Source organism: Cupriavidus sp. 05T41, assembly GCF_056396525.1.
Window position 1 is genome coordinate 23,074 of sequence record NZ_JBFTLQ010000084.1, and the last position, 24,627, is coordinate 47,700.

General features: G+C 67.4%; 22 protein-coding genes, 1 pseudogene and 1 riboswitch. Of the genes and pseudogenes, 15 read left to right on the plus strand and 8 right to left on the minus strand.

Translation table 11 applies throughout. The features are described 5' to 3' along the window. Positions 1-39 precede the first annotated feature (39 nt). Together ribB and AC1DKV_RS33125 are read right to left on the minus strand one after the other, a co-directional pair. Positions 40-726, minus strand: coding sequence for a 3,4-dihydroxy-2-butanone-4-phosphate synthase (gene ribB / locus AC1DKV_RS33120; protein WP_477138984.1), 687 nt, complete (start codon positions 724-726; stop codon positions 40-42). A gap of 117 nt (positions 727-843) precedes the next feature. Then, a riboswitch (FMN riboswitch) is annotated at positions 844-992 on the minus strand. Between the two features lie 50 nt (positions 993-1,042). Further along, positions 1,043-1,957, minus strand: coding sequence for a helix-turn-helix domain-containing protein (locus tag AC1DKV_RS33125; RefSeq protein WP_477138985.1), 915 nt, complete (start codon positions 1,955-1,957; stop codon positions 1,043-1,045). A gap of 390 nt (positions 1,958-2,347) precedes the next feature. On the opposite strand from AC1DKV_RS33125, the gene AC1DKV_RS33130 reads away from it, so the two are divergent. From AC1DKV_RS33130 to AC1DKV_RS33140, 3 genes are all read left to right on the plus strand, one after another. Continuing rightward, positions 2,348-3,661: a hemolysin family protein gene (locus tag AC1DKV_RS33130; RefSeq protein WP_441615154.1), complete on the plus strand. Its 1,314-nt coding sequence runs from the start codon at positions 2,348-2,350 to the stop codon at positions 3,659-3,661. Positions 3,662-3,924: 263 nt separating this feature from the next. Beyond that, a complete protein-coding gene (locus tag AC1DKV_RS33135) occupies positions 3,925-5,265 on the plus strand; it encodes a GGDEF domain-containing phosphodiesterase (RefSeq protein WP_477138986.1) in 1,341 nt (446 codons plus the stop codon). 131 nt (positions 5,266-5,396) lie between these two features. After that, positions 5,397-5,528 carry an entericidin A/B family lipoprotein gene (locus AC1DKV_RS33140; protein ID WP_006163387.1) on the plus strand — a complete coding sequence of 44 codons (132 nt, stop codon included), beginning with the start codon at positions 5,397-5,399 and terminating at the stop codon, positions 5,526-5,528. A gap of 105 nt (positions 5,529-5,633) precedes the next feature. On the opposite strand, the gene AC1DKV_RS33145 is transcribed toward AC1DKV_RS33140, so the two are convergent. From AC1DKV_RS33145 to AC1DKV_RS33160, 4 genes are all read right to left on the minus strand, one after another. After that, positions 5,634-7,355: a phospholipase D-like domain-containing protein gene (locus AC1DKV_RS33145; RefSeq protein ID WP_477138987.1), complete on the minus strand. Its 1,722-nt coding sequence runs from the start codon at positions 7,353-7,355 to the stop codon at positions 5,634-5,636. Positions 7,356-7,480: 125 nt separating this feature from the next. Then, complete coding sequence (locus AC1DKV_RS33150) at positions 7,481-8,125, minus strand: bifunctional 4-hydroxy-2-oxoglutarate aldolase/2-dehydro-3-deoxy-phosphogluconate aldolase (protein WP_441643291.1); 645 nt, start codon at positions 8,123-8,125, stop codon at positions 7,481-7,483. A 69-nt stretch (positions 8,126-8,194) separates the two neighbouring features. Further along, a complete protein-coding gene (locus AC1DKV_RS33155; protein WP_477138988.1) occupies positions 8,195-9,055 on the minus strand; it encodes a sugar kinase in 861 nt (286 codons plus the stop codon). A gap of 50 nt (positions 9,056-9,105) precedes the next feature. Further along, complete coding sequence (locus tag AC1DKV_RS33160) at positions 9,106-10,374, minus strand: amino acid deaminase (protein WP_477138989.1); 1,269 nt, start codon at positions 10,372-10,374, stop codon at positions 9,106-9,108. A gap of 146 nt (positions 10,375-10,520) precedes the next feature. On the opposite strand from AC1DKV_RS33160, the gene AC1DKV_RS33165 reads away from it, so the two are divergent. From AC1DKV_RS33165 to AC1DKV_RS33180, 4 genes are all read left to right on the plus strand, one after another. Then, positions 10,521-11,414, plus strand: a complete 894-nt coding sequence (locus AC1DKV_RS33165) for a MurR/RpiR family transcriptional regulator (protein ID WP_477138990.1) — start codon at positions 10,521-10,523, stop codon at positions 11,412-11,414. Between the two features lies 1 nt (position 11,415). After that, entirely contained in the window at positions 11,416-12,909 is a 1,494-nt protein-coding gene (locus tag AC1DKV_RS33170) for an N-acyl-D-amino-acid deacylase family protein (RefSeq protein WP_477138991.1), read from the plus strand. A gap of 91 nt (positions 12,910-13,000) precedes the next feature. Continuing rightward, a complete protein-coding gene (locus AC1DKV_RS33175; RefSeq protein WP_441615139.1) occupies positions 13,001-13,393 on the plus strand; it encodes a RidA family protein in 393 nt (130 codons plus the stop codon). Between the two features lie 112 nt (positions 13,394-13,505). After that, entirely contained in the window at positions 13,506-14,861 is a 1,356-nt protein-coding gene (locus tag AC1DKV_RS33180; RefSeq protein WP_477138992.1) for a GntP family permease, read from the plus strand. Positions 14,862-15,055: 194 nt separating this feature from the next. On the opposite strand, the gene AC1DKV_RS33185 is transcribed toward AC1DKV_RS33180, so the two are convergent. Continuing rightward, the gene (locus AC1DKV_RS33185; RefSeq protein ID WP_441615135.1) at positions 15,056-15,439 is read right to left on the minus strand and encodes a DUF1484 family protein; all 384 of its coding nucleotides are present in this window, start codon (positions 15,437-15,439) and stop codon (positions 15,056-15,058) included. Between the two features lie 277 nt (positions 15,440-15,716). Beyond that, positions 15,717-16,208 (minus strand): Lrp/AsnC family transcriptional regulator, encoded by a 492-nt coding sequence (locus tag AC1DKV_RS33190; protein WP_441615133.1) that lies wholly within the window; start codon positions 16,206-16,208, stop codon positions 15,717-15,719. Between the two features lie 162 nt (positions 16,209-16,370). On the opposite strand from AC1DKV_RS33190, the pseudogene glmS reads away from it, so the two are divergent. The 8 genes and pseudogenes from glmS to AC1DKV_RS33230 all read left to right on the plus strand — a co-directional run bounded on the left by glmS (position 16,371) and on the right by AC1DKV_RS33230 (position 24,603). Continuing rightward, positions 16,371-18,199: pseudogene (gene glmS / locus AC1DKV_RS33195) on the plus strand (glutamine--fructose-6-phosphate transaminase (isomerizing)). Between the two features lie 133 nt (positions 18,200-18,332). Next, complete coding sequence (locus tag AC1DKV_RS33200; protein ID WP_477138993.1) at positions 18,333-19,529, plus strand: MFS transporter; 1,197 nt, start codon at positions 18,333-18,335, stop codon at positions 19,527-19,529. Positions 19,530-19,806: 277 nt separating this feature from the next. Beyond that, positions 19,807-19,944, plus strand: coding sequence for a hypothetical protein (locus AC1DKV_RS33205; protein WP_441615129.1), 138 nt, complete (start codon positions 19,807-19,809; stop codon positions 19,942-19,944). A gap of 127 nt (positions 19,945-20,071) precedes the next feature. Continuing rightward, entirely contained in the window at positions 20,072-20,518 is a 447-nt protein-coding gene (locus AC1DKV_RS33210; protein WP_441615127.1) for a MarR family winged helix-turn-helix transcriptional regulator, read from the plus strand. Between the two features lie 59 nt (positions 20,519-20,577). Continuing rightward, entirely contained in the window at positions 20,578-21,141 is a 564-nt protein-coding gene (locus AC1DKV_RS33215) for an isochorismatase family protein (protein ID WP_477138994.1), read from the plus strand. A gap of 40 nt (positions 21,142-21,181) precedes the next feature. Further along, on the plus strand, positions 21,182-22,492 hold the full coding sequence (locus AC1DKV_RS33220; RefSeq protein ID WP_477138995.1) for an MFS transporter: 1,311 nt from the start codon (positions 21,182-21,184) through the stop codon (positions 22,490-22,492). 293 nt (positions 22,493-22,785) lie between these two features. Beyond that, positions 22,786-23,115 carry a hypothetical protein gene (locus tag AC1DKV_RS33225; RefSeq protein WP_441615121.1) on the plus strand — a complete coding sequence of 110 codons (330 nt, stop codon included), beginning with the start codon at positions 22,786-22,788 and terminating at the stop codon, positions 23,113-23,115. Positions 23,116-23,427: 312 nt separating this feature from the next. After that, positions 23,428-24,603, plus strand: coding sequence for an ABC transporter substrate-binding protein (locus AC1DKV_RS33230; protein WP_477138996.1), 1,176 nt, complete (start codon positions 23,428-23,430; stop codon positions 24,601-24,603). Positions 24,604-24,627: the final 24 nt, after the last annotated feature.

A 24,627-nucleotide genomic window follows, 5' to 3' on the forward strand; every position in this document is an offset into this window, starting at 1 on the left:
CACAGCGCGCCAGGCCCGCTCCGCAGGCGGGCGCCGKGCTCAGCCCTGTTGCTCGCGCCAGGCCACCAGGTCCGCGATGGTCAGCACCGGCAGGCGGTACATCTCGGCAAACGTCAGCGCCTCCGGCCGGCGGGCCATGGTGCCGTCCGGGTTCATCAACTCGCACAACACCGCGGCCGGCGCCAGGCCCGCCAGGCGGGCGAGTTCGACCGAGCCCTCGGTATGGCCGCGGCGGGCCAGTACGCCGCCGTCCACCGCGACCAGCGGAAACACGTGGCCCGGGCTGACCACGGCATCCAGGCCCGCATCGTCGGCGATGGCGGCACGGATGGTGGTGATGCGGTCGGCCGCGCTCACGCCCGTGGTCACGCCTTCGCGCGCCTCGATCGAGACCGTGAAGGCAGTACCGTACTGGCTGCGGTTGTTTTCCACCATCGGGCGCAGGCCCAGGCTGGCAACCTTCTCGCGCGTCAGGMACAGGCACACGATGCCACTGCATTCGCGGATCATCATGGCCATATTGGCCTGGGTCAGGCGTTCKGCGGCAAGGATCAGGTCGGCCTCGTTCTCGCGGTCGTCGTCGTCGAGCAGCACCACGGGACGGCCTTCGCGCATGGCCTCCAGCGCCTGGGCAATACGCTCGCCAAGCGGACGCGCGTCGGCCTCGGCGACGGCCGGGAAGGCAACGGTAACGGCGGGGTTTTCCTGGGTGGGAAGGGACAGCATGAAACGCTCCTTGAATCACGATAAGTGGGCGTTCCAGGGGATCAGCGGAAAAACACAGGCAAATTCAACCGGGCAGGCGCGAGCGCGCGCATGCCTGGCATCCAGCCGGGTTGTACCGCCCATCTTCTTTCATCCGGACTATGACCGTCGGCCCTGGCCTCTCACCAGGTCTGCTGACCCCGCACGGGAATGCGGGCGCTCGCGGGCTCGCCACCTTGTGGTGACATACCGCCGGTGGGGACTTGCACCCCGCCCTGAAGACGTAACGATGCCGGCGCGCCGCCAATGGACTGGCGGGCGCGCCGGCAGCGGAATGTTAGCACGAGTGCGGCAAGGCTTGCCTGGCGCGCCCCGGCGGCTGCGGCGCGGCCGCGGTCTGGCTGGAAAGCGCTTCCAGCGCCAGGCGCGAGGCATCGTCGGCCGGAAAGAAGCATTCGATGCGCATTTCMTGCAGCGTGATGTCCTGCGGAATGCCAAGCGTGGTCAGCGTGGAAAACAGCGCGGCCCGGAAGCCGCCGGCGGCCACTGCAACCGGCAGCATCGGCGGCGGGGTGCCGCCGGCGGCCTCGTCGTCGGCCAGCGGCACCCCGCCGGGTCCGAGCATGTCCGGGTGCCAGGACGAAATGCGGCTGAAGATGGCGCGCGCAGTCTGGTCCTGCGCCTGCGTCTGCAGTTCCTGCCAGACCCGCCTCAGCAGGTATCGCCCGACCTGCCGGGCGTTMTCGATCACCGGCCACAACCCTTGCGGGTCGAACACCGTCAGCATCAGGTTGATGCGCCCGCTGCCCTGCTCCAGCGTGGACGGCTCGCGGCCGTCCAGCAGCACGCGGATCATGTTGCKATAGGCCTGGTTCGCGTCGAGCATATTCCAGAACCGGTCCAGCACCACCGCCGGATAAGGCTCCTGCTTGCTGAGGATCAGSGCSAYSGCCTGCTGCACCATSTGCAGCGCAGGCGCGCCGAGGCCGTGCTCGCTATAAGCGGGGGCAAAGCCGCCCGCCAGCAGCAGGCGGTTGCGCTGGCGCAGCGGCACGCCGAGGCGGTCCGCCAGCGACAGCACCATCTCGCGGCTCGGCCGCGCGCGGCCGGATTCGAGGAAGCTGATATGGCGCTGCGACACCCCTGCCGCCAGCGACAGCGCGAGCTGGCTGTAGCCGCGCCTGGCACGCCAGTAGCGCAAGAGCCCGGGGAAGTCGGTTGCGGTCTCGGAGCTGGGGGTCAAGGTATCCATGACGGCATTACAGCACGGCCGCCGCCACGCAGCCATTACCTGCAAGGTAATCGTCGCCGGGCGCGCTACGGCGACACGCTCGTCCACAGGCGCTGCGCCGGCACTGGCACCCATGATAATCTTCGTTATTTATCAATGTGTTATATCGACAATTTCAAGTAGAACACCGACTTCAGGAGGCGGGTCCGTCCGAAATCCGAAGGGCGCAAACGTCCGGATTCCGGATGCGGCGCGGCCGTGCCGCATCGGCACATGGCCCTGGCTGAAAGAGAAGGAAGGGGCATGAAGGACAGCATGCAGCACACCGGCCCGGTCTGAAGCAGTGCGGACACACAGCAATGTTATGCTTTGGGCCTCGATAACTCCTGCGCGCACAGGGCGCGCACCCTGATGGAAATTGCCATAATACTGGCGCTSATTYTGCTYAACGGCCTGTTCGCCATGTCGGAGATCGCCTTGGTGACAGCCCGCAAGGCCCGTCTGCAAAAGCAGATCGAGGAGGGCGACCGCGGCGCCATCGAGGCGATCAAGCTGGGCGAAGATCCCACCCGCTTTCTGTCGACCGTCCAGATCGGCATCACCTCCATCGGCGTGCTCAACGGCGTGGTCGGCGAGTCCACGCTGGCGCAGCCGCTCGGCATGTGGCTTCAGGGCTTTGGCATGCAGGTGTCCACCGCCGGCTATGTGGCGACCGCCATCGTGGTGGCGGGCCTGACGTATTTTTCCATCGTGCTGGGTGAGCTGGTTCCCAAGCGACTCGGCCAGATGGCCCCCGAGAGCATTGCGCGCCTGGCGTCGCGCCCCATTGCCTTCCTGGCGGTGGCCTCGACGCCGTTCGTCAAGCTCCTGTCCAGCTCGACGCGCCTGGTGCTGCGCCTGCTCGGTGTGAAGAGCGGCCGTGGCCCGGCGGTGACCGAGGAAGAAATCCACGCGCTGCTGGTGGAAGGCTCGGAAGCGGGCGTCATCGAGCAGCACGAGCACACCATGGTGCGCAACGTGTTCCGCCTCGACGACCGCCAGCTCACATCGCTGATGGTGCCACGCGGCGACGTCGTGTGCCTGGACGTGGAAGTGCCGCTGGAAGAAAACCTGCGCCGCATCGAGGAATCCGACCATTCGCGCTTCCCGGTGGTGCGCGGCGGCATGCACGACATGCTGGGCGTGGTCAGCGCGCGCCAGTTGCTGGCCCGCCGCCTGCGCGGCGAGCCCACCGATCTGACCGCCGTGCTGCAGTCCCCTGTGTTTGTGCCGGAGAGCGTGACCGGCATGGAGTTGCTGGAGAACTTCCGCGCCTCGGGCGGCCAGATGGCCTTCGTCATCGACGAGTACGGCGAAGTGCTGGGCATCGTGACGTTGCAGGATCTGGTCGAAGCCATCACCGGCGAGTTCAAGCCGGACAGCGCTGGCGAGGAATGGGCCGTGCAGCGCGAAGACGGCTCGTGGCTGCTCGATGGCCTGATTCCGATCCCCGAGCTGAAAGACCGTCTCGGCCTGCGCCACGTGCCGGAGGAATCCAAGGAACGCTATCACACGCTGTCCGGCATGCTGCTGCTGTTGCTGGGCCGGCTGCCGCAGACTGGCGACACGGTCCGCTGGGGCGACTGGAAGTACGAGATCGTCGACATGGACGGCAAGCGCATCGACAAGGTGCTCGCCTCCCAGGTGCCGCCCGAGGACGGMGCCGACGCGGAAACCACGGGCTGACACCMCGCCTTGCCCGGCGCGCGGCAGGCGCCCTGCCGCGCGGCCTGCCCTGCCCGCCCCCGCCTGCTGCGCCCGGTCCGCCACCGCGGGCCGCCGGGCCTTCGAAACTTGATCTCCGTCAAGTCCTCGCATCTCCGCACAATCCCTGTATCCCGCGCGCTTCGGGGCGTGCCCGGTCTACCGTATGATCGGGTCTGATGCCGTGCCGCCCACGGGCGCCGCGCGGCAAGACAGCGCTATACGCCATACACAGGGACCCCCCAATGCATCCAGACGCAGACGGCACCGTCGGCACACCGGAGGTGGACCCGCTCGAAACMGGTGATTTCGCCGCCATGCTGGCGGCACGGCGACAGCAGGCGCATGCCACCCAGCGCTTCGCGGTGCTGATGATCCACCTGGACAGGTTTACCCACGCCAGCGAGTTGCTCGGCCCGCAACTGGCGGGCGGCGTGCGCGCGCAGGCGGCCGCGCGCGTCGCCGCCCACGCGCAGCCTGCCGATCTGGCCTGGCTCGGCAACGCTGATATCGGCGCCATCGTGGCGCTGCCGCCGGGGGCCGACGCGCCGGAAGCGGCGCTGCGCCTGGCTCGCGGCATCGCCACCGTGCTGGCGCGGCAGTTCCGGCAGAACGGCTTCGAGCTCTTCTTGTCGTGCAGTGTCGGCGTGGCGCTGGACGATCCCCACAAGCCTGCCGAGCGCAGTGTGCACGAGGCCTTTGACGCCATGCTGCGCGTGCGCAAGCGCGGCGGTGACGGCGTTGCCGGCTGCGCGGTTGCCGCGCCCGCGCCGCTATCCTCCCCGCTGCTGGCGGCCTTGCCGCAAGCGCTGGCGMGCGGCCAGCTCACGCTGAACCTGCAGGCGCGCGCCTCGCTGCACACCGCCCAGGTTTCCGGCTACACCGTCCGGCTGCGCTGGCAGAGCCCGGAGTTCGGCCGCGTGGCCCCGCACGACTTCCTGCCCGCGCTCGAAGCGCTGGGACTGATGGGCGACGTGGCGCGCTGGATGATGGAAACCGCGCTGCCGCTGCTCGATTGTCCCGGCATCGCCGATCCTGTCCAGCTGGGCTTCCTCGTCTCGAGCAATCAGCTGCACGGCACACCTTTGATCGACACCCTGCTGCGCACGCTCGAGCGCCAGCATCTCGACCCCACCCGGGTCTGCATGGAGATTCCCGCCGCAGCCGTGCCCGAGGGTGACGCCGTGGCCGCCGGCAAGCTCCACACCCTGCGCCGCGCCGGGCTGCGCTTTGTCCTGAGCGACTTTGCCGGCGGCCCGGGCGAAAGCGCCAGCCGCGCAACCCTGGAGCGGCTGCAGCCCGACCTGGTGACGTTCAACGCGCGCAGCATCGGCATCAGCGACCGCCCCGACCACGAGAACGCCGCCGTGGCGCGCTTGCAGGCCGCCTGCGAACTGGCAAACCGGCTTGGCGTGCCGGTCTGCGCCAAGGGCATCGAAACCCGCCGCCAGCTGGCCGAGGTGCGCCGCTGGGGTTGCAGCAGCATGCAGGGCTACCTGCTCGCGCAGCCCTTTCCCGTTCAATGGCTGGCGCAGACGCATGCGGCCATCTGCGCACGCGCGCGCGAATTGATGGACCAGTCGTAGGCCGTATTTTCGGCGTTACCCCGACTGCGTTGCGCAGCGAAAAAGTTACAAAAAGCCATGCAAGGCACTGGGATGCTTCGCCGCAACAACTGTAGAATTGCGGCGAACAAATMGACCGAAAGGAGTMTGGCGTGAAAAAAGGATGGATCTTCTGCGTTCTGTTTGCCACCCTGCTTGCTGGCTGCAATACCATGGCCGGCCTAGGACAGGATATTCAGAAGGGCGGCCAGAAGCTCGAAGGCGCGGCTGACCGCAGCAAGTAAGCCAAGCGACAGCGCGCAGGCGCCCGCATGGTCGCCTGGYGGCAAAAGGCCGGCGTCAGTGCACGCCGGCCTTTTTTTGCATGCGGGCCCGGGACCGCACGCCCTTCACAGAAGCTCTTCGGGTGTAAACGGCCCCATCACATCGATCCACAGCCGCCTGGACCAACTGGTATCCGGCTCGGTGTCCAGCACCACCATCTTGTCCCCCCTGCCATCGACCCATTGCACCGCGCCCGCATCGGACAAGCGCAGCAGGTAGCTGTTGTCGTCGATCGCGCCGGCAAACAGCTGCGCCACTTGCTGCGCCAGCCGCGGACTGTGGATGATCAGGCCGGTTTCGGTATTCTGGCTGGCCGAGCGGGGATCGAAATTCATCGAACCCACGAACAGGTTGCTGCGGTCCGCCACTGCGGCCTTTACGTGCAGGCTGGCCTGCGATGAAGAAAAGTCCCCAACGGCTTTCTGCGGCCGGCCAGGGTGCGCCTTCAGTTCGTGCAATTCCACGCCGGCGCGCAACATGGGTTCGCGGTAGCGCTTGTAGCCCACGTGAACGATCGGCGCATCGGTGGCGGCCAGCGAATTGGTCAGCACCCTTACCTTCACACCCTGCCTGACGAGCTTGGCCATCCATGCCACGCCGGCATCGCCAGGCACGAAGTAGGGCGAGATCAGGATGATCTCCTGGCGTGCATCGCTGAGCATGCGTCCCAGCTCCTCCACCATGGTATCGGTGCCTTCGGGCGCCTGATCGGGCGAGGCCTTGTTCGGGGTATCCACCATCACGCTGGCGGCGGCCCACTCCAGCGGCAGCTTGCCGCCCCCGGCGAGCTGGCGGCCCAGGAAGCTGGCGCGCGCATCGATGCGGCCCGGGGGCGTCATGCCCTGGGCCTCGAAGCGCTTGCGTTCCGTTTCTTCGTCGACCAGGGCTTGCTCGGGCCTGGCCGCGCCCGCTGCGCTACCCGCGCCGGAAGCCGCTGCGGCGCCGGTGCCCGTGGATGGCTGCGATGCTGCCGCCAGCTCCTCGCTTGAGGCCAGTTCCTCCACCGGCACCGCCAGCGGGCTGTTCCAGTAGCTGTCGAACGCCGCCGACAGCCGCCGCACGGCCGGCCCGGCGGCGATCACGTCCAGGTCGACGAAATTGGCGTCAGGCGCGCGCAGGAAATACGCGTTGCCGATATTGCGCCCGCCCGTCATGGCCAGCGCGTTGTCTGCGATAAAGGCCTTGTTGTGCATGCGCCGGTTGATGCGGCGGATATCCCCCGCGGACGACAGCATCCGCGTGAACTTGGAAAACCGTCCGGCCGGGAATGGATTGAACATCCGGACTTCGATATTCCGGTGACGCGCGAAACGAAGGAAGGCGCGATCCTTGCCGTCGCTGTGCAGGTCGTCGACCAGCATGCGCACCCGCACGCCGCGTTCAGCCGCGGCGCGCACACGGCGCAGGATCTCGCGCGAGGATTCGTCGGCATCGATGATGTAGTACTGCAGGTCCAGCGTGMGCGTGGCGCGGTCCGCCAGCGTGATGAGGGTGCCGTACGCTTCCTCGCCGGAGACGACCACGTGGAAGCCGGACAGCGCCGGGTCGGGCGAGCTCTGCGCCACCAGCCGGCCCAGCGCCGTGCCGCCGGAATCGGCCAAGGCAGCGCTCTGCTGGCGCGGCACGTCTTGCGGCAGGCTGGCGCAGCCCTGGGCGAACAACGCCAGTGCGCAGGCCAGGGCGCGGCCGAAGCGGCGTACCCATGCGGCGCCAGGCCGCAGGCCGCAGGCCGCGCGCTCTTTATCCGGAGCCGTTGCCGCCGCCGTCACCGCAAAACGCGCCAGCATGCTGACTCCGGCTGTCGGGATACCCCAAGCTTAGAGCCTGGCGCGGCGCGCGGCTATCCGCCTTTGTCCGACGCAGGGGACAAAGGGAGTGAGCGCACCGGCCCGTTCTTGCGCCCCGGGCCTGCTCAGGCTGCCTTGCGCAGTGCGGCGGCCTCGCGCGCCAGGGTACGCACGCGTTCCCAGTCGCCCTTGGCCACGGCGTCCTTCGGCACCACCCACGAGCCGCCCACGCACACCACGTTCGGCAGGGCCAGGTAGGACGGCGCCCGTGCCGCGTCGATGCCGCCGGTGGGGCAGAAGCGCAGTTGCGACAGCGGGCCATACAGTGACTTGAGCATCGGGATGCCGCCCGCGGCCTCGGCCGGGAAGAACTTCAGGAACTGAAAACCGCTTTCCAGCGCGGCCATGGCCTCGCTGGCGGTAGCCACGCCCGGCAGCAGCGCCACGCCGGCGCCTTGCGCGGCCACGGCAAGCGCCGGCGTCAGCCCCGGCGACACGGCGAACTTCGCACCCGCCTCGCCCACGGCCTGGAGCTGGGCCGGCGTGAGCACCGTGCCCGCGCCGACCACGGCGTCAGGGAAGGCAGCAGCGACCGCCTTGAGGGCTTCCATGGCCACTGGCGTACGCAGCGTGATCTCCAGCACGGGCAGGCCGCCGCCGATCAGCGCTTCGCTGACGTGCAGCGCTTCATCGACGGAAGAGAATTCGAGCACCGGGATCACCGGCACACCAGCGAAACGTTCGATCAGCGGAGAGGATTGAGTTGGCATGGTGCAATATTCAGTCGAGAAGGGTCAGGAAAGCCGGGTACTTCAGGTACTTCAGGTACTTCAGGTACTTCAGGTACTTCGGGTACTTCGGGTACTTCGGGTACTTCGGGTACTTCGGGTACTTCGGGTACTTCGGGTACTTCGGGTACTTCGGGTACTTCGGGTACTTCGGGTACTTCGGGTACTTCGGGTGAGCGGGCGCACCGGGTATGGGGCCACCAGCGTGCGCGCTTCGGGCGTCGCCACGTAGGCGCCCTCCTCGCCCAGCTTGAGCGCGACCAGGCCAATACCGCAGCCCAGCAGGTAATCGACGATCGCATCGCGGTCGTTGAGGCCGGTCAGCACGGTGATGTCGTCCCAGCTCGGCAGGCACACGTCGGTCAGCGCGAAGGCCTCGCGCATGATGCCGCGCGCCCGCGCCAGCGTCCACAGGCGCAGCCGCAGATTGGTGTCCAGCGTCACCCGCACGCCGGCCTTGCGCGCGTGTTCCATGGCCGCCAGGCCGGCGTCGCAGGCATGGGTGCTGATGGCCAGGCTGATGCCGGACACATGCAGGTAGCGCGCCTCGGCGATGGCATGGTGCGGCAGGTTTTCGTGGCTGTAGCGGCTGGCCGCCGAACCGTTGCGCAGGTAGTCGAAGCGGTGTCCATGCGCATCGTGGGTAACGAAATACACGCCGGTCGGCGCACCCGCATCGATGCGCACATGGCGGGTATCGACGCGTTCCTGCGTCMACAAGGCCAGCAGGCGCTCGCCGAAGGTGTCTGCTMCTACCGCGCTGATATAGCCGGTGCGGGCACCCTGGCGCGCCGCGGCAATGCAGAAGTTGGAAGTGTCGCCGCCAAAGCCCTGCAGGTAGCGGGTGGGATCGTCGGGCTGCTGGTTGAATTCCACCAGCGCCTCGCCGAAAGCGAGAATGTCGATGCTCATGGTGCAGGCGTCCCCTTGGGTTTGCGTTGTTCCGTTCGCGCTGGCCGGGTTCAGAAGAAGGTCTGGACGATGTCGGTCACCCGCAGGCTGCCGTCCAGCACCGGGATGTGGCGCCATTTGTCGAAGGTCAGGCACGGATGCGAGATGTCGAAGGCGACCATGTCGCCCACCTTGATGTCATCGCCCGCACGGATMTGCAGGTAGGCGTGCTGGTCCATCATGCCGGTCACTTCCCAGTGCGCCGGCACCGCGGCCGGCGCCGCCGTGCCAGGCCGGTAGACCTGGGCCGGGATCGGCATGCCGGCGTCGAAGGCCGCGTCGCGCTTGCCCATGCCGATGATCGCGCGGTCCGGCTCGGGAATCGACTGCACGTACGCCCACAGCTGCAGTGCCGGCAGCAGGCCTTCGCGCATCTTCTGCGCGACCGGGTTGCTGGCCAGGATGCGTTGCTGCGCGGCGCGGTAGATGCCCACGTCATGCGTCAGGTAGCAGCCAGGGCGCAGCACGATATCGATCGGCGCGCCGATCTCGGTGCGCGCGAACTCCTCCGCCACCACGTCGTACCAGGCCGAACCGGCACCCGACATCACAACCGGGCTGCGGCCGAAGCGCCCGGCCGCGAACAGCTCGCGCGTGACCGCCACGGTGCGGCGCAGGAAGGCGCGGATATCCGCTTCTTCCTTGAGCACGCCTTCATAGATTTCCACGCCCGCCAGCGACAGCACGCCCGGCCAGCGCGCCAGCGCGGCCAGCACGGCTTGCTGCTGCTGCGCGTCGCGCACGCCGGTGCGGCCACCCGCCACGCCAAGCTCCAGCAAGACCTGGAGCGCCTGTCCGCGGCTGCTGAAGTAGGCGCCGAGCTGGTCCACCAGCTCGGCCGAATCCACCAGCGTGAAGAACTCGAAATCCGGGTCGCGCAGCAGGTCGGCAACGATCTCCATATTGCGGCGGCCCACCAGCTGGTTGGCCATCAGCACGCGGCGCACGCCGTGCGCGTAGGCTGCGGCGGTCTGGTGCGCGGTAKCCAGCGTGATGCCCCAGGCGCCGGCCGCCAGCTGGCGCGCGAACAGCTTGGGCGCCATGGTCGTCTTGCCATGCGGCGCCAGCTGCACGCCATATTCGTGCATGAAACGACGCATCCATTCCAGGTTATGCGCCAGGCGTTCTTCATACAGTACCGCCGCCGGCAGGCTCAGGTCCTCGCTCAGCAGTTGCCAGCCGACCTGGCCTGCCGCGTCGGGCGCCAGCGGCGTCTCCAGCTTGCCCAGCGCCTTGTTGAGCGGATCGATCGTGCCGGCTTGGTACTTTATTTCATGCATGTCTGTCATCGCTGTGAAAAATTCCGATTGACGTAATGATAGCCTTGAAATTACGATATTTCATCCTTGTTATAAAGTAACATCCAAAGCCGGCGACGCAGTTCATTACCCGGCCCACGACCTCACGACCTCACGCCCGCCTGCCCATGTCCGCGCCCTTCGACATCCTGTCCCGCATCGCCGAACGTGGCCCCACGCTGCGCCTGGCCGAGCAGAAGGTCGCCCAGGTGATCCTGGAGGATCTTGCCGGCGCCGCCGCCACCAGCATCAACGAACTGGCGCGCAAGGCCGGCGTCAGCGAAGCCAGCGTGACGCGCTTCGCCAAGGCCATCGGCTGCCGCGACGTGCGCGATCTCAAGCTGCGCCTGGCGCAGGCCACTGCCGTGGGCCAGCGTTTCCTGCAGGCGCAGGGCGCCCGCACGGCCGAGCCGGCTCCGGCCACGCTGGCCGACAGCATCCATGCGGATATCCTGGACTCACTMGAGGTCAACCGCAAGCTGATCGATCCCGCCCATATCGAGCGCGCCGCGCGCCTGTTGCTCGATGCGCGCATGGTCTACGCTTTTGGCATGGGTGGCGGCTCGTCCTTCATGGCCGACGAGGCGCGTTACCGCCTGGCCCGCCTGGGCCGTCCCGTGGCCAGCTACCAGGATGCGCTGCTGCAGAAGATGGTGGCTGCCACCCTGCACAAGGACGATGTCGTGCTCGCCTTCTCAGCCACCGGCAGCGTGCCCGAGATGATCGCCAGCTGCGACATCGCCCGCGAATACGGTGCGCGCCTGGTGGCGGTCACCGCGCTGGGCTCGCCGCTGGCCGCGCGCGCGGACGTGCTGCTGCCGGTGCGCACGCTCGAAACCGATTTCATATTCAAGCCCTCGGCCTCGCGCTACGCGATGCTGCTGGTGATGGACGTGCTGTCCACCCAGCTTGCCTTGCTGCAGCAGGACCAGAGCCAGGACCAGCTGCGCCGGCTCAAGCTCGTGCTCKACACGCACCGCGGCAGCGTCGCCGCGGACAGCCGCCAGCCGCTCGGAGACTGACATGCCCGAACTGTTCGACACCCTCATCCGCGGCGCCACCGTGCTGGACGGGTCCGGCGCCGAAGCGCGCCTGGCCGACGTGGCGCTGCGCGCCGGGCGCATCGCGCGCATCGCCATGCTGGAAGACGGCGCCKATGGCATCGACCCCGGCAGCGCCGCGCACGTGGTGCAGGCCGATGGCCTCGTGCTCGCCCCCGGCTTCATCGACGTGCATACCCACGACGACACCAATGTGGTCCGCCAGCCCGAGATGACGCCCAAGCTCTCGCAGGGCGTCACCACGGTAATCGTCGGCAACTGCGGCATCAGCGCCGCGCCGGTCACGCTGCGCGGCGATCCGCCCGACCCCATGAACCTGCTCGGCAGCGCCGACGCGTTCCGCTACCCGGATTTCGGCGCCTACGTGCGGGCCGTGCAAGACGCGCAACCCGCCGTCAACGTGGCKGCGCTGGTCGGACATACCGCGCTGCGCAGCAATCATATGGACCGGCTCGACCGCACCGCCACGCCGGAGGAAACCGCGGCCATGCGCGCGCAGCTCGAGGATGCGCTGGCGCACGGCGCGCTGGGCCTGTCCACCGGGCTGGCCTACGCCAATGCGTTTTCCGCCACCACCGACGAAGTGCTGGCGCTGTCCGAACCGCTGGCCCGCGCCGGCGCACTCTATGCCACCCACCTGCGCAGCGAGTTTGCCGAGATCCTCGAGGCCATGGACGAAGCGTTCCGCATCGGCCGCCATGCGCGCGTGCCGGTGGTGATCTCGCACCTGAAATGCGCCGGCCTGGACAACTGGGGCCGCAGCGCGGAAGTGCTGGACGCGCTGGAGCGCGCGCAGCGCTGGCAGCCGGTGGGCTGCGACTGCTATCCCTACACCGCCAGTTCCTCCACGCTCGACCTCAAGCAGGTCACCGGCGACTTCGACATCCAGGTCACSTGGTCSGAGYCGCACCCCGMCATGGGCGGCCGCCTGCTGGCCGACATCGCCGCCGAATGGGAGACGAGCCTGGAAGACGCCGCGCGTCGCCTGCAGCCTGCCGGCGCGGTCTATCACTGCATGGAAGACGCGGACGTGGACCGCATCCTCAGCCACCCCGCCACGGTGGTCGGCTCGGACGGCCTGCCCAACGACCCGCTGCCCCACCCGCGCCTGTGGGGCGCGTTTCCCCGCGTGCTCGGCCACTACGCGCGCGACCGCGAGCTGTTCCCGCTGGCGGTGGCCGTCAACAAGATGACCGGCCTGTCGGCCGAGCGTTTCGGCCTGGCGCAGCGTGGCTTCGTGCGCGAAGGCTACTGGGCCGACCTGGTCCTGTTCGACGCCGCCACCATCCGCGACGCGGCCAGCTTCACCGACCCCATGCAGCCGGCCGAAGGGATCGCCGCGGTGTGGGTCAACGGCGAACTGTCGTGGCAGCAGCGCAAGGCAACCGGCGTGCGCGCCGGCCGCTTCCTGGCCCGCGCCAGGCCCGCCGGCGAGGACGCCCCGACCGCGCACTGACGGCGCACTGACGGCGCACCGACAGCCCGCAGGCGACCCGACACCCGGTCAATCAACCATCACCGATCAACGATCAGATTCAGGAGTTTCCATGGAAATCAAGCGCTTCGGCGTCGAAGGCGGCACCGGCACCGGTGGCCAGCACATGCCCTTTGCCCGCGCGGTAGCCGCCGACGGCTGGCTCTACGTCTCCGGCCAGGTGCCGATGGTGGCCGGCGAGGTCATCGACGGCGGCATCGTGCCCCAGACCCACCAGGCCATCAAGAACGTGCTGGCCATCCTGGCCGAGGCCGGCTACGGCCCCGAGCACGTGGTGCGCTGCGGCGTGTGGCTGGACGACGCTCGCGATTTCGCCTCGTTCAACAGGATCTTCAAGGAATACTTCGGTGCCAACCCGCCGGCGCGCGCCTGCGTGCAGTCCAGCATGGTGGTGGACTGCAAGGTCGAGGTGGACTGCATCGCCTACAAGAAGCCGGTGGCCTGAGACCGGCCAAGCGCAAGCAAAACACTAAACCGGCCGCCACGCGGCCATTTTCATAGCGGACGCGGGTGAGCCCCGCCGGGCTCGCCGGCGGACCCCGCACACAGGAGACAACATGGGCGCCGTAACAGGAACCACACTATTGCTGTATGCGCTGATCGCCGTGATCGCACTGGTCGTGCTGATCGCGAAGTTCAAGCTCAACCCCTTCATCACCCTGGTGGTCGTCTCGGTACTGCTCGGCTTTGCCGTGGGCATGCCGATGGGCGACATCGTGAAATCGTTCGAAGCCGGGGTCGGCGGCACGCTCGGGCACATTGCGCTGGTCATCGGCCTGGGCACCATGCTCGGCAAGATGATGGCGGAATCCGGCGGCGCCGAGCGCATCGCGCGCACCCTGATCGATTTCTTCGGMGAGAAGAACGTGCACTGGGCCATGGTCACCATCGCCTTCATCGTCGGCCTGCCGGTGTTCTTCGAAGTCGGCTTCGTGCTGCTGGTGCCGATCGCCTTCAACGTCGCCAAGCGCACCGGCACCTCCATGGTGCTGGTCGGCATCCCGATGGTGGCCGGCCTGTCGGTCGTGCACGGGCTGATCCCGCCGCACCCGGCAGCGCTGCTGGCCGTGACGGCCTACGGCGCCGACATCGGCAAGACCATCATGTACGCGCTGATCGTGGGCATTCCCACCGCCATCCTCGCCGGCCCGCTGTTCGCGCGCCTGATGGACCGCTACGTCAAGCTGCCCGATGTCAATCCGCTGGCCGCGCAGTTCACCGAGGAAGACAGCCCCGGCACGCACGACCTGCCGAGCTTCGGCATCACGGTGTTCACMATCCTGCTGCCGGTGGCGCTGATGCTGATCGGTAGCTGGGCAGACCTGTTCACCACGCCGAAGACCTTCGCCAACGACTTCTTCAAGCTCATCGGCAACTCGGTGATGGCCCTGCTGATCGCTGCGCTGGTCAGCTTCTACACCTTCGGCAAGGCCCGCGGCTTCACCCGCGAGAGCATCCTCAAGTTCACCAACGAATGCGTGGCGCCCACCGCCATCATCACGCTGGTGGTCGGCGCCGGCGGCGGCTTCGGCCGCGTGCTGCGCGACTCCGGCATCTCCAACGCCATCGTCGACGTCGCCACCGGCGCGCATGTCTCGGTGCTGATGCTGGGCTGGCTGGTCGCCGTGCTGATCCGCATCGCCACCGGCTCGGCCACCGTGGCCATGACCACGGCCGCGGGCATCGTCGCGCCAATCGCGGCCAGCGTGCCGGGCACGCGCCCCGAACTGCTGGTGCTGACCACTGGCGCCGGTTCGCTGATCCTGTCGCACGTCAACGACGGCGGCTTCTGGCTGGTGAAGGAGTACTTCAACATGACCGTGGCCCAGACTTTCAAGACGTGGTCGGTTTGCGAGACGATCATCTCCGTGGTGGCGCTGTTGCTGACGCTGGCGCTGGMTACCGTGGTCTGATTGGCGTTATCCGCGGTGGGGCGCGCGCCCCGCCTCGGCTTCGCGGCCCGGGTCGTGACCGGGCCGCCACCTCCCTCCTCCCATCACGAAGACGTTCCTGCGATCGCCGGCGGCAGACGCCGCGCACCCCAAGAGCGCCACCTAGGAAAGAACGGCAGCGCCATCCCGGCGTCGCCGTTGGTGTGCCCTGCCCTTTACAGCATCGCCTGCACCCGGTTCACGGCCACGTCGAGCTGCGCCTTGAGTGGCGCAAGCAGGCAGTGCACCTCGTGACCGGGGGCGGACAAATCGCCGTCCGCTTCGAGCAGCCGCAGCACTGCGCCAATCCCTGCACTGACACGCAGCAATGCATCACAGCCGTCCTGCGCGGCGCACTGGATGCTGCTGCGAGCTTCGTCAAGTTGACAGGCCAGTTCCTGCACCCGCAGTCGCTCCGGGGTATCCGCAGGAAAGGTGACTTGAATCAGTTCTGCTATCAGATCAGCTTGCCGGGGAAGAGCGAACGCTGGTGGATCGATATGAGTGGATGGCTCAGAACGAGCAAAAGTACTAGGCATGACGGCCTCCAGTGACTTCATGGACGGCCCGCCGCTCATTTCCACGTGAGGGTGGCGGGCCCGCAGCGGAGGTGGAAATACCGGCGTCACAAGCTCCGGCCAGCCCGAGAGCTGCCCCGCCCGGCCCGCCATAGGAAAGCTATAGGCGCGCGCGAACGCAACGGACGAAAAAAATGCCGCAGATAGCGGCAGTCCGCTTGTGACGAATTTCGGGTTTCCACGCCCGGCCACCCTTGTTTGGGGTGACGTGTGGGATTCTCCAGCAGCCGCACGCCCATGTCAAATCCGGACTTCCGCCCTAATCTCGGCCACCCACATTCCCGCCCACCGGCGCATTCGCCTCGAACTTGGCCCGATGCGTGGAGAAGAACGTGCGCACGTTGCGGACGTTCGAAGCCCCGGCGAACAGCCGGCGTGCGAACGCGTCGTAGGCAGCCATGTCGGCCAGTTCCACCGTGACGACGAAATCCGGGCCGGGCGATACCCGGTAGCACTGGGTGACCGCCGCCTCGGCACAGATATAGGCTTCGAAGGCGTCGTGGTCCTCGGCGGTCTGGCGGTCCAGGCTGATCTCGATGATCGCGGTCAGCGGCGTGCCGGTCTTGTGGTGGTCCAGCACGGCGATCTCCCGCTGGATGACGCCGCTCTCCTTGAGCCTGCGCACCCGCCGCAGGCATGTCGGCGCGGACGCATGCACACGCTCGGCAAGCTCGGTGTTCGAGATCGCCGAATCCGTTTGCAGGATCCTGAGGATGCGCAGATCGAGATCGTCCAGGGGCACGCCAGTCACGAATACTCCATATCAAGCCGCATTGAGATGAAAGAAAATTTCACCATGAATACTAGTAGCTCGATTATTTCATTGGCCTTTAAATAATGAAAGAAAATTACATAACACCCACCCTACCATCCTGACCACTGCCAGTTAGGCTGATCACGAAAGGGAAGCAATATGTGCGGAATCGTTGGCGCCGTCGCGCAGCGGGATATCGTMCCGAATCTTGTCGAGGGCCTGAAGCGGCTGGAGTACCGCKGATACGACTCGTGCGGTGTCGCGCTGCATTCGGATCGCAAGCTGGTGCGCGCGCGCAGCGTGGACCKGGTCGCCGCCCTGCAGGCGGACATCGCCCGGCAGGGCTTGCAGGGGTACACCGGCATCGCCCACACGCGCTGGGCAACCCACGGCAAGCCGGTCACCGACAATGCCCATCCGCACTTCTCGCCGCGCGAGGATGCGGCGCGTATCGCGCTCTCGCACAACGGCATCATCGAGAACCACGAGGAGCTGCGCGCCAGCCTGGAGAGCAGCGGTTATGTCTTCGCCAGCCAGACCGATACCGAGGTGATCGCGCACCTGGTCGATCAGCTCTATGACGGCGACCTGTTCGAGGCGGTGAAGGCGGCGGTGCCCGGCTGCGCGGCAGCTTTGCCATCGCGGTGCTGTGCCGCGACGAGCCGCACCGCCTGGTGGGCGCCCGCAACGGCATGCCGCTGGTGGTGGGCGTGGGCGAAGGCGAGAACTTCCTGGCCTCCGATGCCATGGCGCTGGCCAATGTCACGGACCGGATCGTCTACCTGGAAAACGGCGACGTGGTGGATGTGCAGCTGCATCGCTACTGGATCGTCGACGCGGCCGGCCAGCGCGCGGAGCGCCCCGTGCAGCAGGTGGCGGCGCACGGCAGCAGCGCCGAGCTGGGCCCCTACCGCTACTACATGCAGAAGGAGATCTTCGAGCAGCCGCAGGCCGTTGCCGACACCTTGCAGGATGTCACCGCCATCATGCCGGAGCTGTTCGGCGACAAGGCGTGGCGCGTGTTCAATGGCGTGGATTCGGTGCTGCTGCTGGCCTGCGGCGGCAGCTACCATGCCGCGCTGACCGCCAAGTACTGGATCGAAAGCCTGGCCGGACTGCCGGTCAGCGTCGAGATCGCCAGCGAGTACCGCTATCGCGAGAGCGTGCCCAACCCGCGCACCCTCGTGGTCGCGGTATCGCAGAGCGGCGAGACGGCCGACGTCCTCGGCGCGGTCGAAGTCGCCAGGCGGCAAGGCATGCAGCACACGCTGGCGATCTGCAACGTTCCCACCAGCGCGCTGGTGCGCGAATGCGCCCTGACCTTCATCACGCGCGCGGGGGTCGAGATCGGCGTGGCGTCCACCAAGGCGTTCACCACGCAGCTGGTCGCGCTGTTCCTGCTGGCGTTGACGCTGGCACAGATCCGCCAGCGCCTCTCCGAGCACGACGAGCAGCAGCACCTGCGGGCGCTGCGCCACCTGCCGGACGCCATAGGCAAGGTGCTGGCCCTCGAGCCGCAGATCATGGCGTGGTCGGAGCTCCTGGCAGGCCGGGAGAACATGCTCTTCCTCGGCCGGGGCATGCATTATCCGGTGGCCATGGAGGGGGCGCTGAAGATGAAGGAGATTTCGTACATTCATGCCGAGGCCTATCCTGCCGGGGAACTCAAGCACGGCCCGCTGGCGCTGGTCAGCAACGAGATGCCGGTGGTGGCGGTCGCGCCCAACGACCGCCTGCTGGAAAAACTCAAGTCGAACATGCACGAAGTCAGCGCGCGCAGCGGACGCTTGTTCGTGTTCGCGGACAGCGACTGCGGCATCGCGCCAAGCCCCGGCATCGAAGTGCTTCGCCTCACCGAGTACTACGGGCCGCTGTCACCGATCCTGCATACGATTCCCATGCAGCTGCTTGCGTACCATACCGCGCTGGCCCGCGGCACCGACATCGACAAGCCCCGCAACCTGGCCAAGTCCGTGACGGTCKAGTAGGCGCTTTCCGGTGCCGGAAGCCTGTTCTATGCTTAGCTACGAAGTGCGTGGCGTCGGGGAAGTGCCGCCGCACGGCCCCCGATGAAGCCCCCGTTCATCGGCTGCGTACCGACGAGTCGGATCGGTGAGACAAATGCGCGCCGTGGTCTTCTGCGCTGTGCAATTCCTGCTTGCKGTCACGTGGACGCTCTACCTCGCGTTCCTGCCGCAGCTGGCGGCGCAAGCTGGCATTGCGAAGCAGCATATCGCCTGGATCCTGCTGATGGACCAGGCGATCTTCGTCGCGACGGATTGCGCGCTTGGCATCGCGGCGGACCGCGTCGCGAATGCCATGCGGCATCTGGGCGGCTGGATCCTGGCCCTGAGCGTAGCCTCGGGCGCTGCCTTTGTCCTGCTGCCCAGGACGACTTCACCCATCCTCCTGATCGGACTGACCGCGCTATGGGCCGCGACATCGTCCGCGCTGCGCGCGCCGCCGATGGTGATCATCGCCAGGAGGACACACCGGTCGGCGGCACCCTTCCTTGTGGCGTGCTCGCTCCTGGGCTTGGGCGTGGCTGCCGCGCTGGCGCCMATGCTGACCATATGGATGCGCCACGTTTCGCCGACCTTGCCGTTTGCCGTGGCAAGCGCGGGGCTGGTCGCCGCCGTCATGGCGTTGCGCTGGCTCGATCATCTGCCCGAGCCCGGTGCCGCCGACAGGCAAGGCGCGCCTGGCGAGAAAATCCGCGCCGCCTGGCTGTTCTTTGCTGCCGTGTGGAGCCTGGCGCTGGGATTCCAGGTCCACACCGCCGTCAATTCGGCGCCGGCCTACATGCGCTTCGCGCCGGCTGCCGATCTGGCGCGTTTCATGCCGGCCTTCTGGATCGGCTTTGCCGTCTGCGTGTTGCTGCCGCGCGCGGCGGTCTTCAGGCGATGCCCCGCGCACGTGCTGCTGCTGGCGGCCACCGCGCTCGGCGCGCTCGCGCTTTGCGGATTCACCGCCGCGCCATCGCTCGCCTGGGTGCTGGTCATGCAATKCGCCGCGGGCGGCTTATGGGGCGTGATCTTCGGCACGGCCGCCAATGCGGCCCTGGATGCCGGCCGTGTCGGGCGCGAAGGCAGGTTTACCGGCCTGGTCTTCGCGCTGTCCGCGCTGGCGGCCTTCATGCGCATCGCCATGATGGCCGCCGGCGCGGGCAGGCACCCGGACGTCGCCGCCGTGCTGCCGTGGCTGCCGCCGCTGGCCTGGGGCATCGCGGCGATGCTGCTTGCGCTGTTCTTCGCGGGCAACCTTGCCTATTTCAACGGGCAGGCGCGTCTGGCTGGCAACGTACCGGGTGCCGGATGAGCAACAGGCGTGACGAGGTCAATCTTCGATGTTGGAGCACCGCCACGCAGGCCGCCCCGCCATGCGGCGCATCAGGCGCCGCAATGCGCGCGGATGTGCACGATGCGCTGTTGCAACAGTGTTTTTGAGCAATCGCTCCAATCCGGGTATTGGATTCGGTACACCTAGGGTTTATACTAGCCCCTGTCTCCTCCTTGTCTCCAAGACATGGATTCAACCCGCCCCTCGTGGGCGGGTTTTTTTTCATCCGTAGGTCGCCGGCCCCGGCGATGACAGCATGAAACGTTTCGCCGTATTTGCCGTGGCAAGCTGGTCCGCTGCCGCACTGGTCTATTTCGGGCAACACTCGTCGGCCATGCTGGCGCTTAGCTGCATCGTGGTGCTCGCCGGACTCGACATCGCTACCGGACTCTGACCGGACCACCCCAGGCCTGCCCCTTGCGGCCGGCCTTGCGCCTGGCGTCACATTCCCGGTGGCGCCTTGACTGCCGCCCATTTGTGAAGGTAACCTTCACAGACACCCTTCACATCTCCCTCCCACCATGAACGCTCCACACAGCGATTCCGACACGGCGCATGCCCTGGCGGCGGAGCTGCGGGTCGTACTCGGCAAACTGACCCGGCGCTTGCGCGAAAAGTCGCATTTCAGCCATCTGAGCTGGACCCAGCTGCGCGTACTGCTGCGACTGGAGCGCGACGGGCCGGCCACGGTGTCGGCCCTCGCACGCGCCGAGGGCATGCGCCCGCAATCCATGGGCGAAACCGTATCCGCCCTGAAGAGCGCCGGACTCGTCAGCGGCGCGCCGGACCCCACGGACGGGCGGCAAACCGTCCTGTCCCTCACGCCGGCCTGCGTGGAAGCAGTCAGGGCCGGCCGCGCGGCGCGCGAGGACTGGCTGTTCCACGCCATCGAAACCAAGCTCGCCCCGGCAGAGCAAGAACAGCTCGCGGGGGTCGTCGGACTGCTCGCGCGGCTGGTGGAGTCCTGACTCCCGGCAAGCCGCTTGCGCACAACCACCATCGCCCTGATCACCGCAAGGAAGACAGCATGACAACGACCACGCTCGACCCCAGGACCGCCCTCATCGTCATCGACCTGCAACAGGGCATCGTGTCATACMCCACCGTGCATCCGGTGGGCGGGATCGTGGAGAACGCCAGCGCACTGGCCAGCGCCTTCCGCGGCCACGGCCTGCCGGTAGTACTCGTGAACGTGGCCGGCGGCGCCCCGGGCCGGGCCGAACAGGCCCGCAACCTCGGGCAGCTGCCGCCMGGGTGGACCGACCTGGTCCCCGAACTGAACCGGCAGCCCGCGGACCACCTTGTGACGAAGCGGACCTGGGGCGCGTTCACCGGCACAGGCCTTGAGGCGCATCTCAGGAGCCTGGGCGTCACGCAGGTCGTGATTGCCGGCATCGCCACCAGCATCGGCGTCGAATCGACCGCGCGCCAGGCGCAGGAACTCGGCTTCAACGTTACCCTGGCCGTGGATGCCATGACCGACATGAACCCCGACGCCCATGCCAACAGCGTCACGCGCATCTTCCCGCGGCTGGGCGAGACCGGCACCACGCAGGAAATCATCGCACTGCTAGGCCGAACCCGCGCATGACCGGCCCCGCCCGCACGACCGCGAACCGGGGCACACCATAGTGGCCAGCACCTTCCGTTCACTGCGCACCTTCAACTACCGCGTCTGGGCCGGCGGCGCCATCGTATCCAACATCGGCACATGGATGCAGCGCACCGCCCAGGACTGGATCGTCCTCACCCATCTCACGCGCCACAACGCGACCGCCGTGGGCATCGTCATGTCGCTCCAGTTCGGGCCGCAGATGCTCTTGCTGCCGCTCACCGGCTACGCGGCAGATCACCTCGACCGGCGCAAGCTCCTGTTCGCGACGCAGGCCACCATGGGCGCGCTGGCGCTGGGGCTGGGCATCCTCACCGTCACCGGGCTGGTGCAGCTCTGGCATGTTTACCTGTTCGCCTTCCTGCTGGGCTGCGTCACCGCGTTCGACGCGCCGGCGCGCCAGACCTTCGTCTCGGAACTGGTCGGCGAGGCGGACCTGTCCAATGCCGTGGCGCTGAACTCCACGTCMTTCAACGCCGCGCGGATGATCGGCCCGGCCATCGCCGGCGGCCTGATCTMGGCGGTGGGCTCGGGCTGGGTGTTCCTGATMAACGCGGCATCCTTCGCGGCGGTGATCGGCTCGCTGAGCCGCCTGCGCCTGCACGAGCTGCACCGGAAAGAGAAGRCGCCCCACAGCCGCGCGGGCCTCGCCGACGGCTTCCGTTATGTCTGGAAGCGTCCCGACCTGAAGGCGGTACTGCTGATGCTTTTCCTGATCGGCACGTTCGGCCTCAACTTCCCGATCTTCATCTCCACCATGTCGGTGGGCGTCTTCCACGCCGGCGCCGGCCAGTACGGCCTGCTGTCATCGACCATGGCCATCGGCTCCGTCACCGGGGCGCTCCTGGCGGCCCGGCGCGCGAAACCCAAGGTCACGCTGCTGGCGAGTGCCTGCGCCGTGTTCGGGATCGGCTGCACGCTGGCCGCGGTCATGCCCGGCTATGCGTTGTTCGGTGCCGCACTCGTCATCATCGGCATGTCCGCCCAGACCATCACCACCTCGACCAACAGCCTGGTCCAGCTCTCCACCGAACCGGCCATGCGCGGGCGCGTGGTGGCGATCCTGCTCGCCATCGTGCTGGGTGGCACGCCGCTCGGCGCGCCGGTCGTCGGCTGGGTGGCGGACCGCTTCGGCCCGCGCTGGGCGCTTGGCATCGGCGCCGCGGCAGGTTTCTCGGCGGCGCTGGTGGGCATCTGGTATCTCAGGAAATACGGCAACCTGCGCGTGCGCATGATGGCCGCACGCTTGCGCGCCGACGACGGCGGCCCCGAACCCGCCGTGGCAGCCCGGCGATCCGGGCAACAGGCCGGCGAACAAGAAGCCCGGTAGCCGAAAGCACGGCCACCGCGTATGCTCCGCATGCGGTCCGCTGCGGTCCGCATGCCAGTGCCTGCGGGCGCGCATCACAGCCAAGCAAGGACAACGCGCGATGAACTGCGTGGACCTCGTGCGCAATCTCGATCCMGGCCGCGCCAACCGTCCGCCGCGCGAGCAGGGACGGCGGCGCCCGCGTGCAATGTGCCAAGCCGCGCTTTATGACAGTTGTCATAATCTCTTCATACTGGGAAGCAGKAAGCCTCTCCTCCCGGACGATAGAATCAAATCCTAACTGGAGGAAAAAAATGCCAAAAAAGCCAAGGAAAGCCGAGGAGTCGATCCCGGCCACGACCACGGCGCAAGGCCTGATCGCCCTGCTTGACCACATTGCCAACGCCACCGCGCAAGGCCAGCTCGATCCCGAGTTCAGCCGCAAGCTCGGCAAGCGCGCACGCAAGGAAGCCGACACCCTGATTGAAAGCGAGGCGCTCTCCCCCGCCCATGGCACGGCCGTCAAGGCTGCCCTGGCCACGCTGGAAGAATCGATCGCKAACAGCGAAGGCGGTCTGCTGGGCAAGGCAGTCAAGCGCCTGCGTGACGCCGACAAGCGCGCGTCGGAAGCCCCCGAGACGTAAAACCGAACGGCACGGGACGGGCTCCGGCCCGGACCGGCGCGCTGCGTCGCCAGCGCAACGGCAGGCAGCAACCAGATGCATGCCTGATTCAGCGGCCAGGTCGCTGGCAGTTATTTCGACATTTATTGAAATATCGAAATAACTGCCCCACGATACCGGCATGAACCCTCCCCCGGATTCTGCAAGCGCTACTCCCGATTGCACCGATTGCACCGAACGCATCACCCCCCTACACTCTGCGTCCAGTGCCCGCGCCAGCACATCCGCGGCCCGCGCGCCGCGTACCAGAGCGCAACCATCCAGGAGACATCGATGATTCTTGCCCCCTTGCTGCGCGCCCTTGCGGCCTGCGGCGCGCTTGCCGTGGCGTCCTCGCCCGCGCACGCCGCCGAGCCGGTCAAGATCGGGTTGATCGCGCCCTTTTCCGGCAGCTTTGCCGACTACGGCAAGCAGATGGAGGGCGGCGTCAAGGCGTTCCAGAAGCTCAACGGCGACACCGTGGCGGGACGCAAGGTGGTGATCATCAGCAAGGACACCACCGGCCCCGCGCCCGACGTGGCCAAGCGGCTGGCGCAGGAACTGGTGGTACGCGACAAGGTGGATGTGCTGGCCGGCTTCGGCCTCACGCCGGAGGCCCTGGCGGTGGCCCCCATCGCCGAGCAGGCCAGGAAGGCAATGGTGATCTTCAATGCGGCATCGTCTTCCATCACGACCAAGTCCGGCTACATCGCGCGGGTCTCAATGACCCTGCCGCAGATCTCGGCGCMGATGGCCACCTGGGCCATCAGGAACAAGGTACGCAAGGTGGTGACGCTGGTGGCGGACTATGCGCCGGGCATCGATGCGGAAACCGCATTCAAGACCAATTTCATCGGCGGCGGCGGACAGGTGCTCGAGTCCATCCGCGTGCCTCTGCGCAATCCCGAGTTCGCCCCCTTCATCCAGCGGATCAAGGACGCCAGGCCGGAGGCGGTGTTCCTCTTCCTGCCCGCTGGCGAACAGGGCGTGGCCTTCATGAAGGGATTCCGCGAGCGCGGCCTGGCCGAGGCCGGCATCCGCGTGATCGCCACCGGCGACCTGACCGACGACCACGTGCTGCCGGCCATGGGCGACGCCACGCTCGGCGTGATCACGTCCTTCCATTACTCCATGGCGCACGATTCGCCCGAGAACAAGGCCTTCCTGAAGGCCTTCGCCGAGACCAACCCGGGCGCGGGCAGGCCCAACTTCATGGCGGTGGCCGCCTATGACGGCATGCACGCCATCTACGACGCGCTGAAGAAGACCGGCGGCGTCACCGACGGCGACAAGCTGCTGGCCGCGCTCAAGGGCATGAAGATCGCCAGCCCGCGCGGCCCGATCACCATCGATCCGGCCACGCGCGACGTGGTGCAGTCGGTCTATATCCGCCGCGTGGAAAAAGTGGGGGGCGAGCTCTACAACGTGGAGTTCGACAAGTTCGCCGACGTCAAGGATCCGGGGAAGTAGCGCGTGCCGCGTGCCGTGCAGCCG

What these genes read in the sequence shown, in the direction of transcription:
- AC1DKV_RS33150 (WP_441643291.1), bottom strand. Translation starts at nt 8,125, where the DNA reads ATGCCAACTCAATCCTCTCCGCTGATCGAACGTTTCGCTGGTGTGCCG.
- AC1DKV_RS33175 (WP_441615139.1), top strand. Translation starts at nt 13,001, where the DNA reads ATGGAAATCAAGCGCTTCGGCGTCGAAGGCGGCACCGGCACCGGTGGC.
- AC1DKV_RS33185 (WP_441615135.1), bottom strand. Translation starts at nt 15,439, where the DNA reads ATGAAGTCACTGGAGGCCGTCATGCCTAGTACTTTTGCTCGTTCTGAG.
- AC1DKV_RS33205 (WP_441615129.1), top strand. Translation starts at nt 19,807, where the DNA reads ATGAAACGTTTCGCCGTATTTGCCGTGGCAAGCTGGTCCGCTGCCGCA.
- AC1DKV_RS33210 (WP_441615127.1), top strand. Translation starts at nt 20,072, where the DNA reads ATGAACGCTCCACACAGCGATTCCGACACGGCGCATGCCCTGGCGGCG.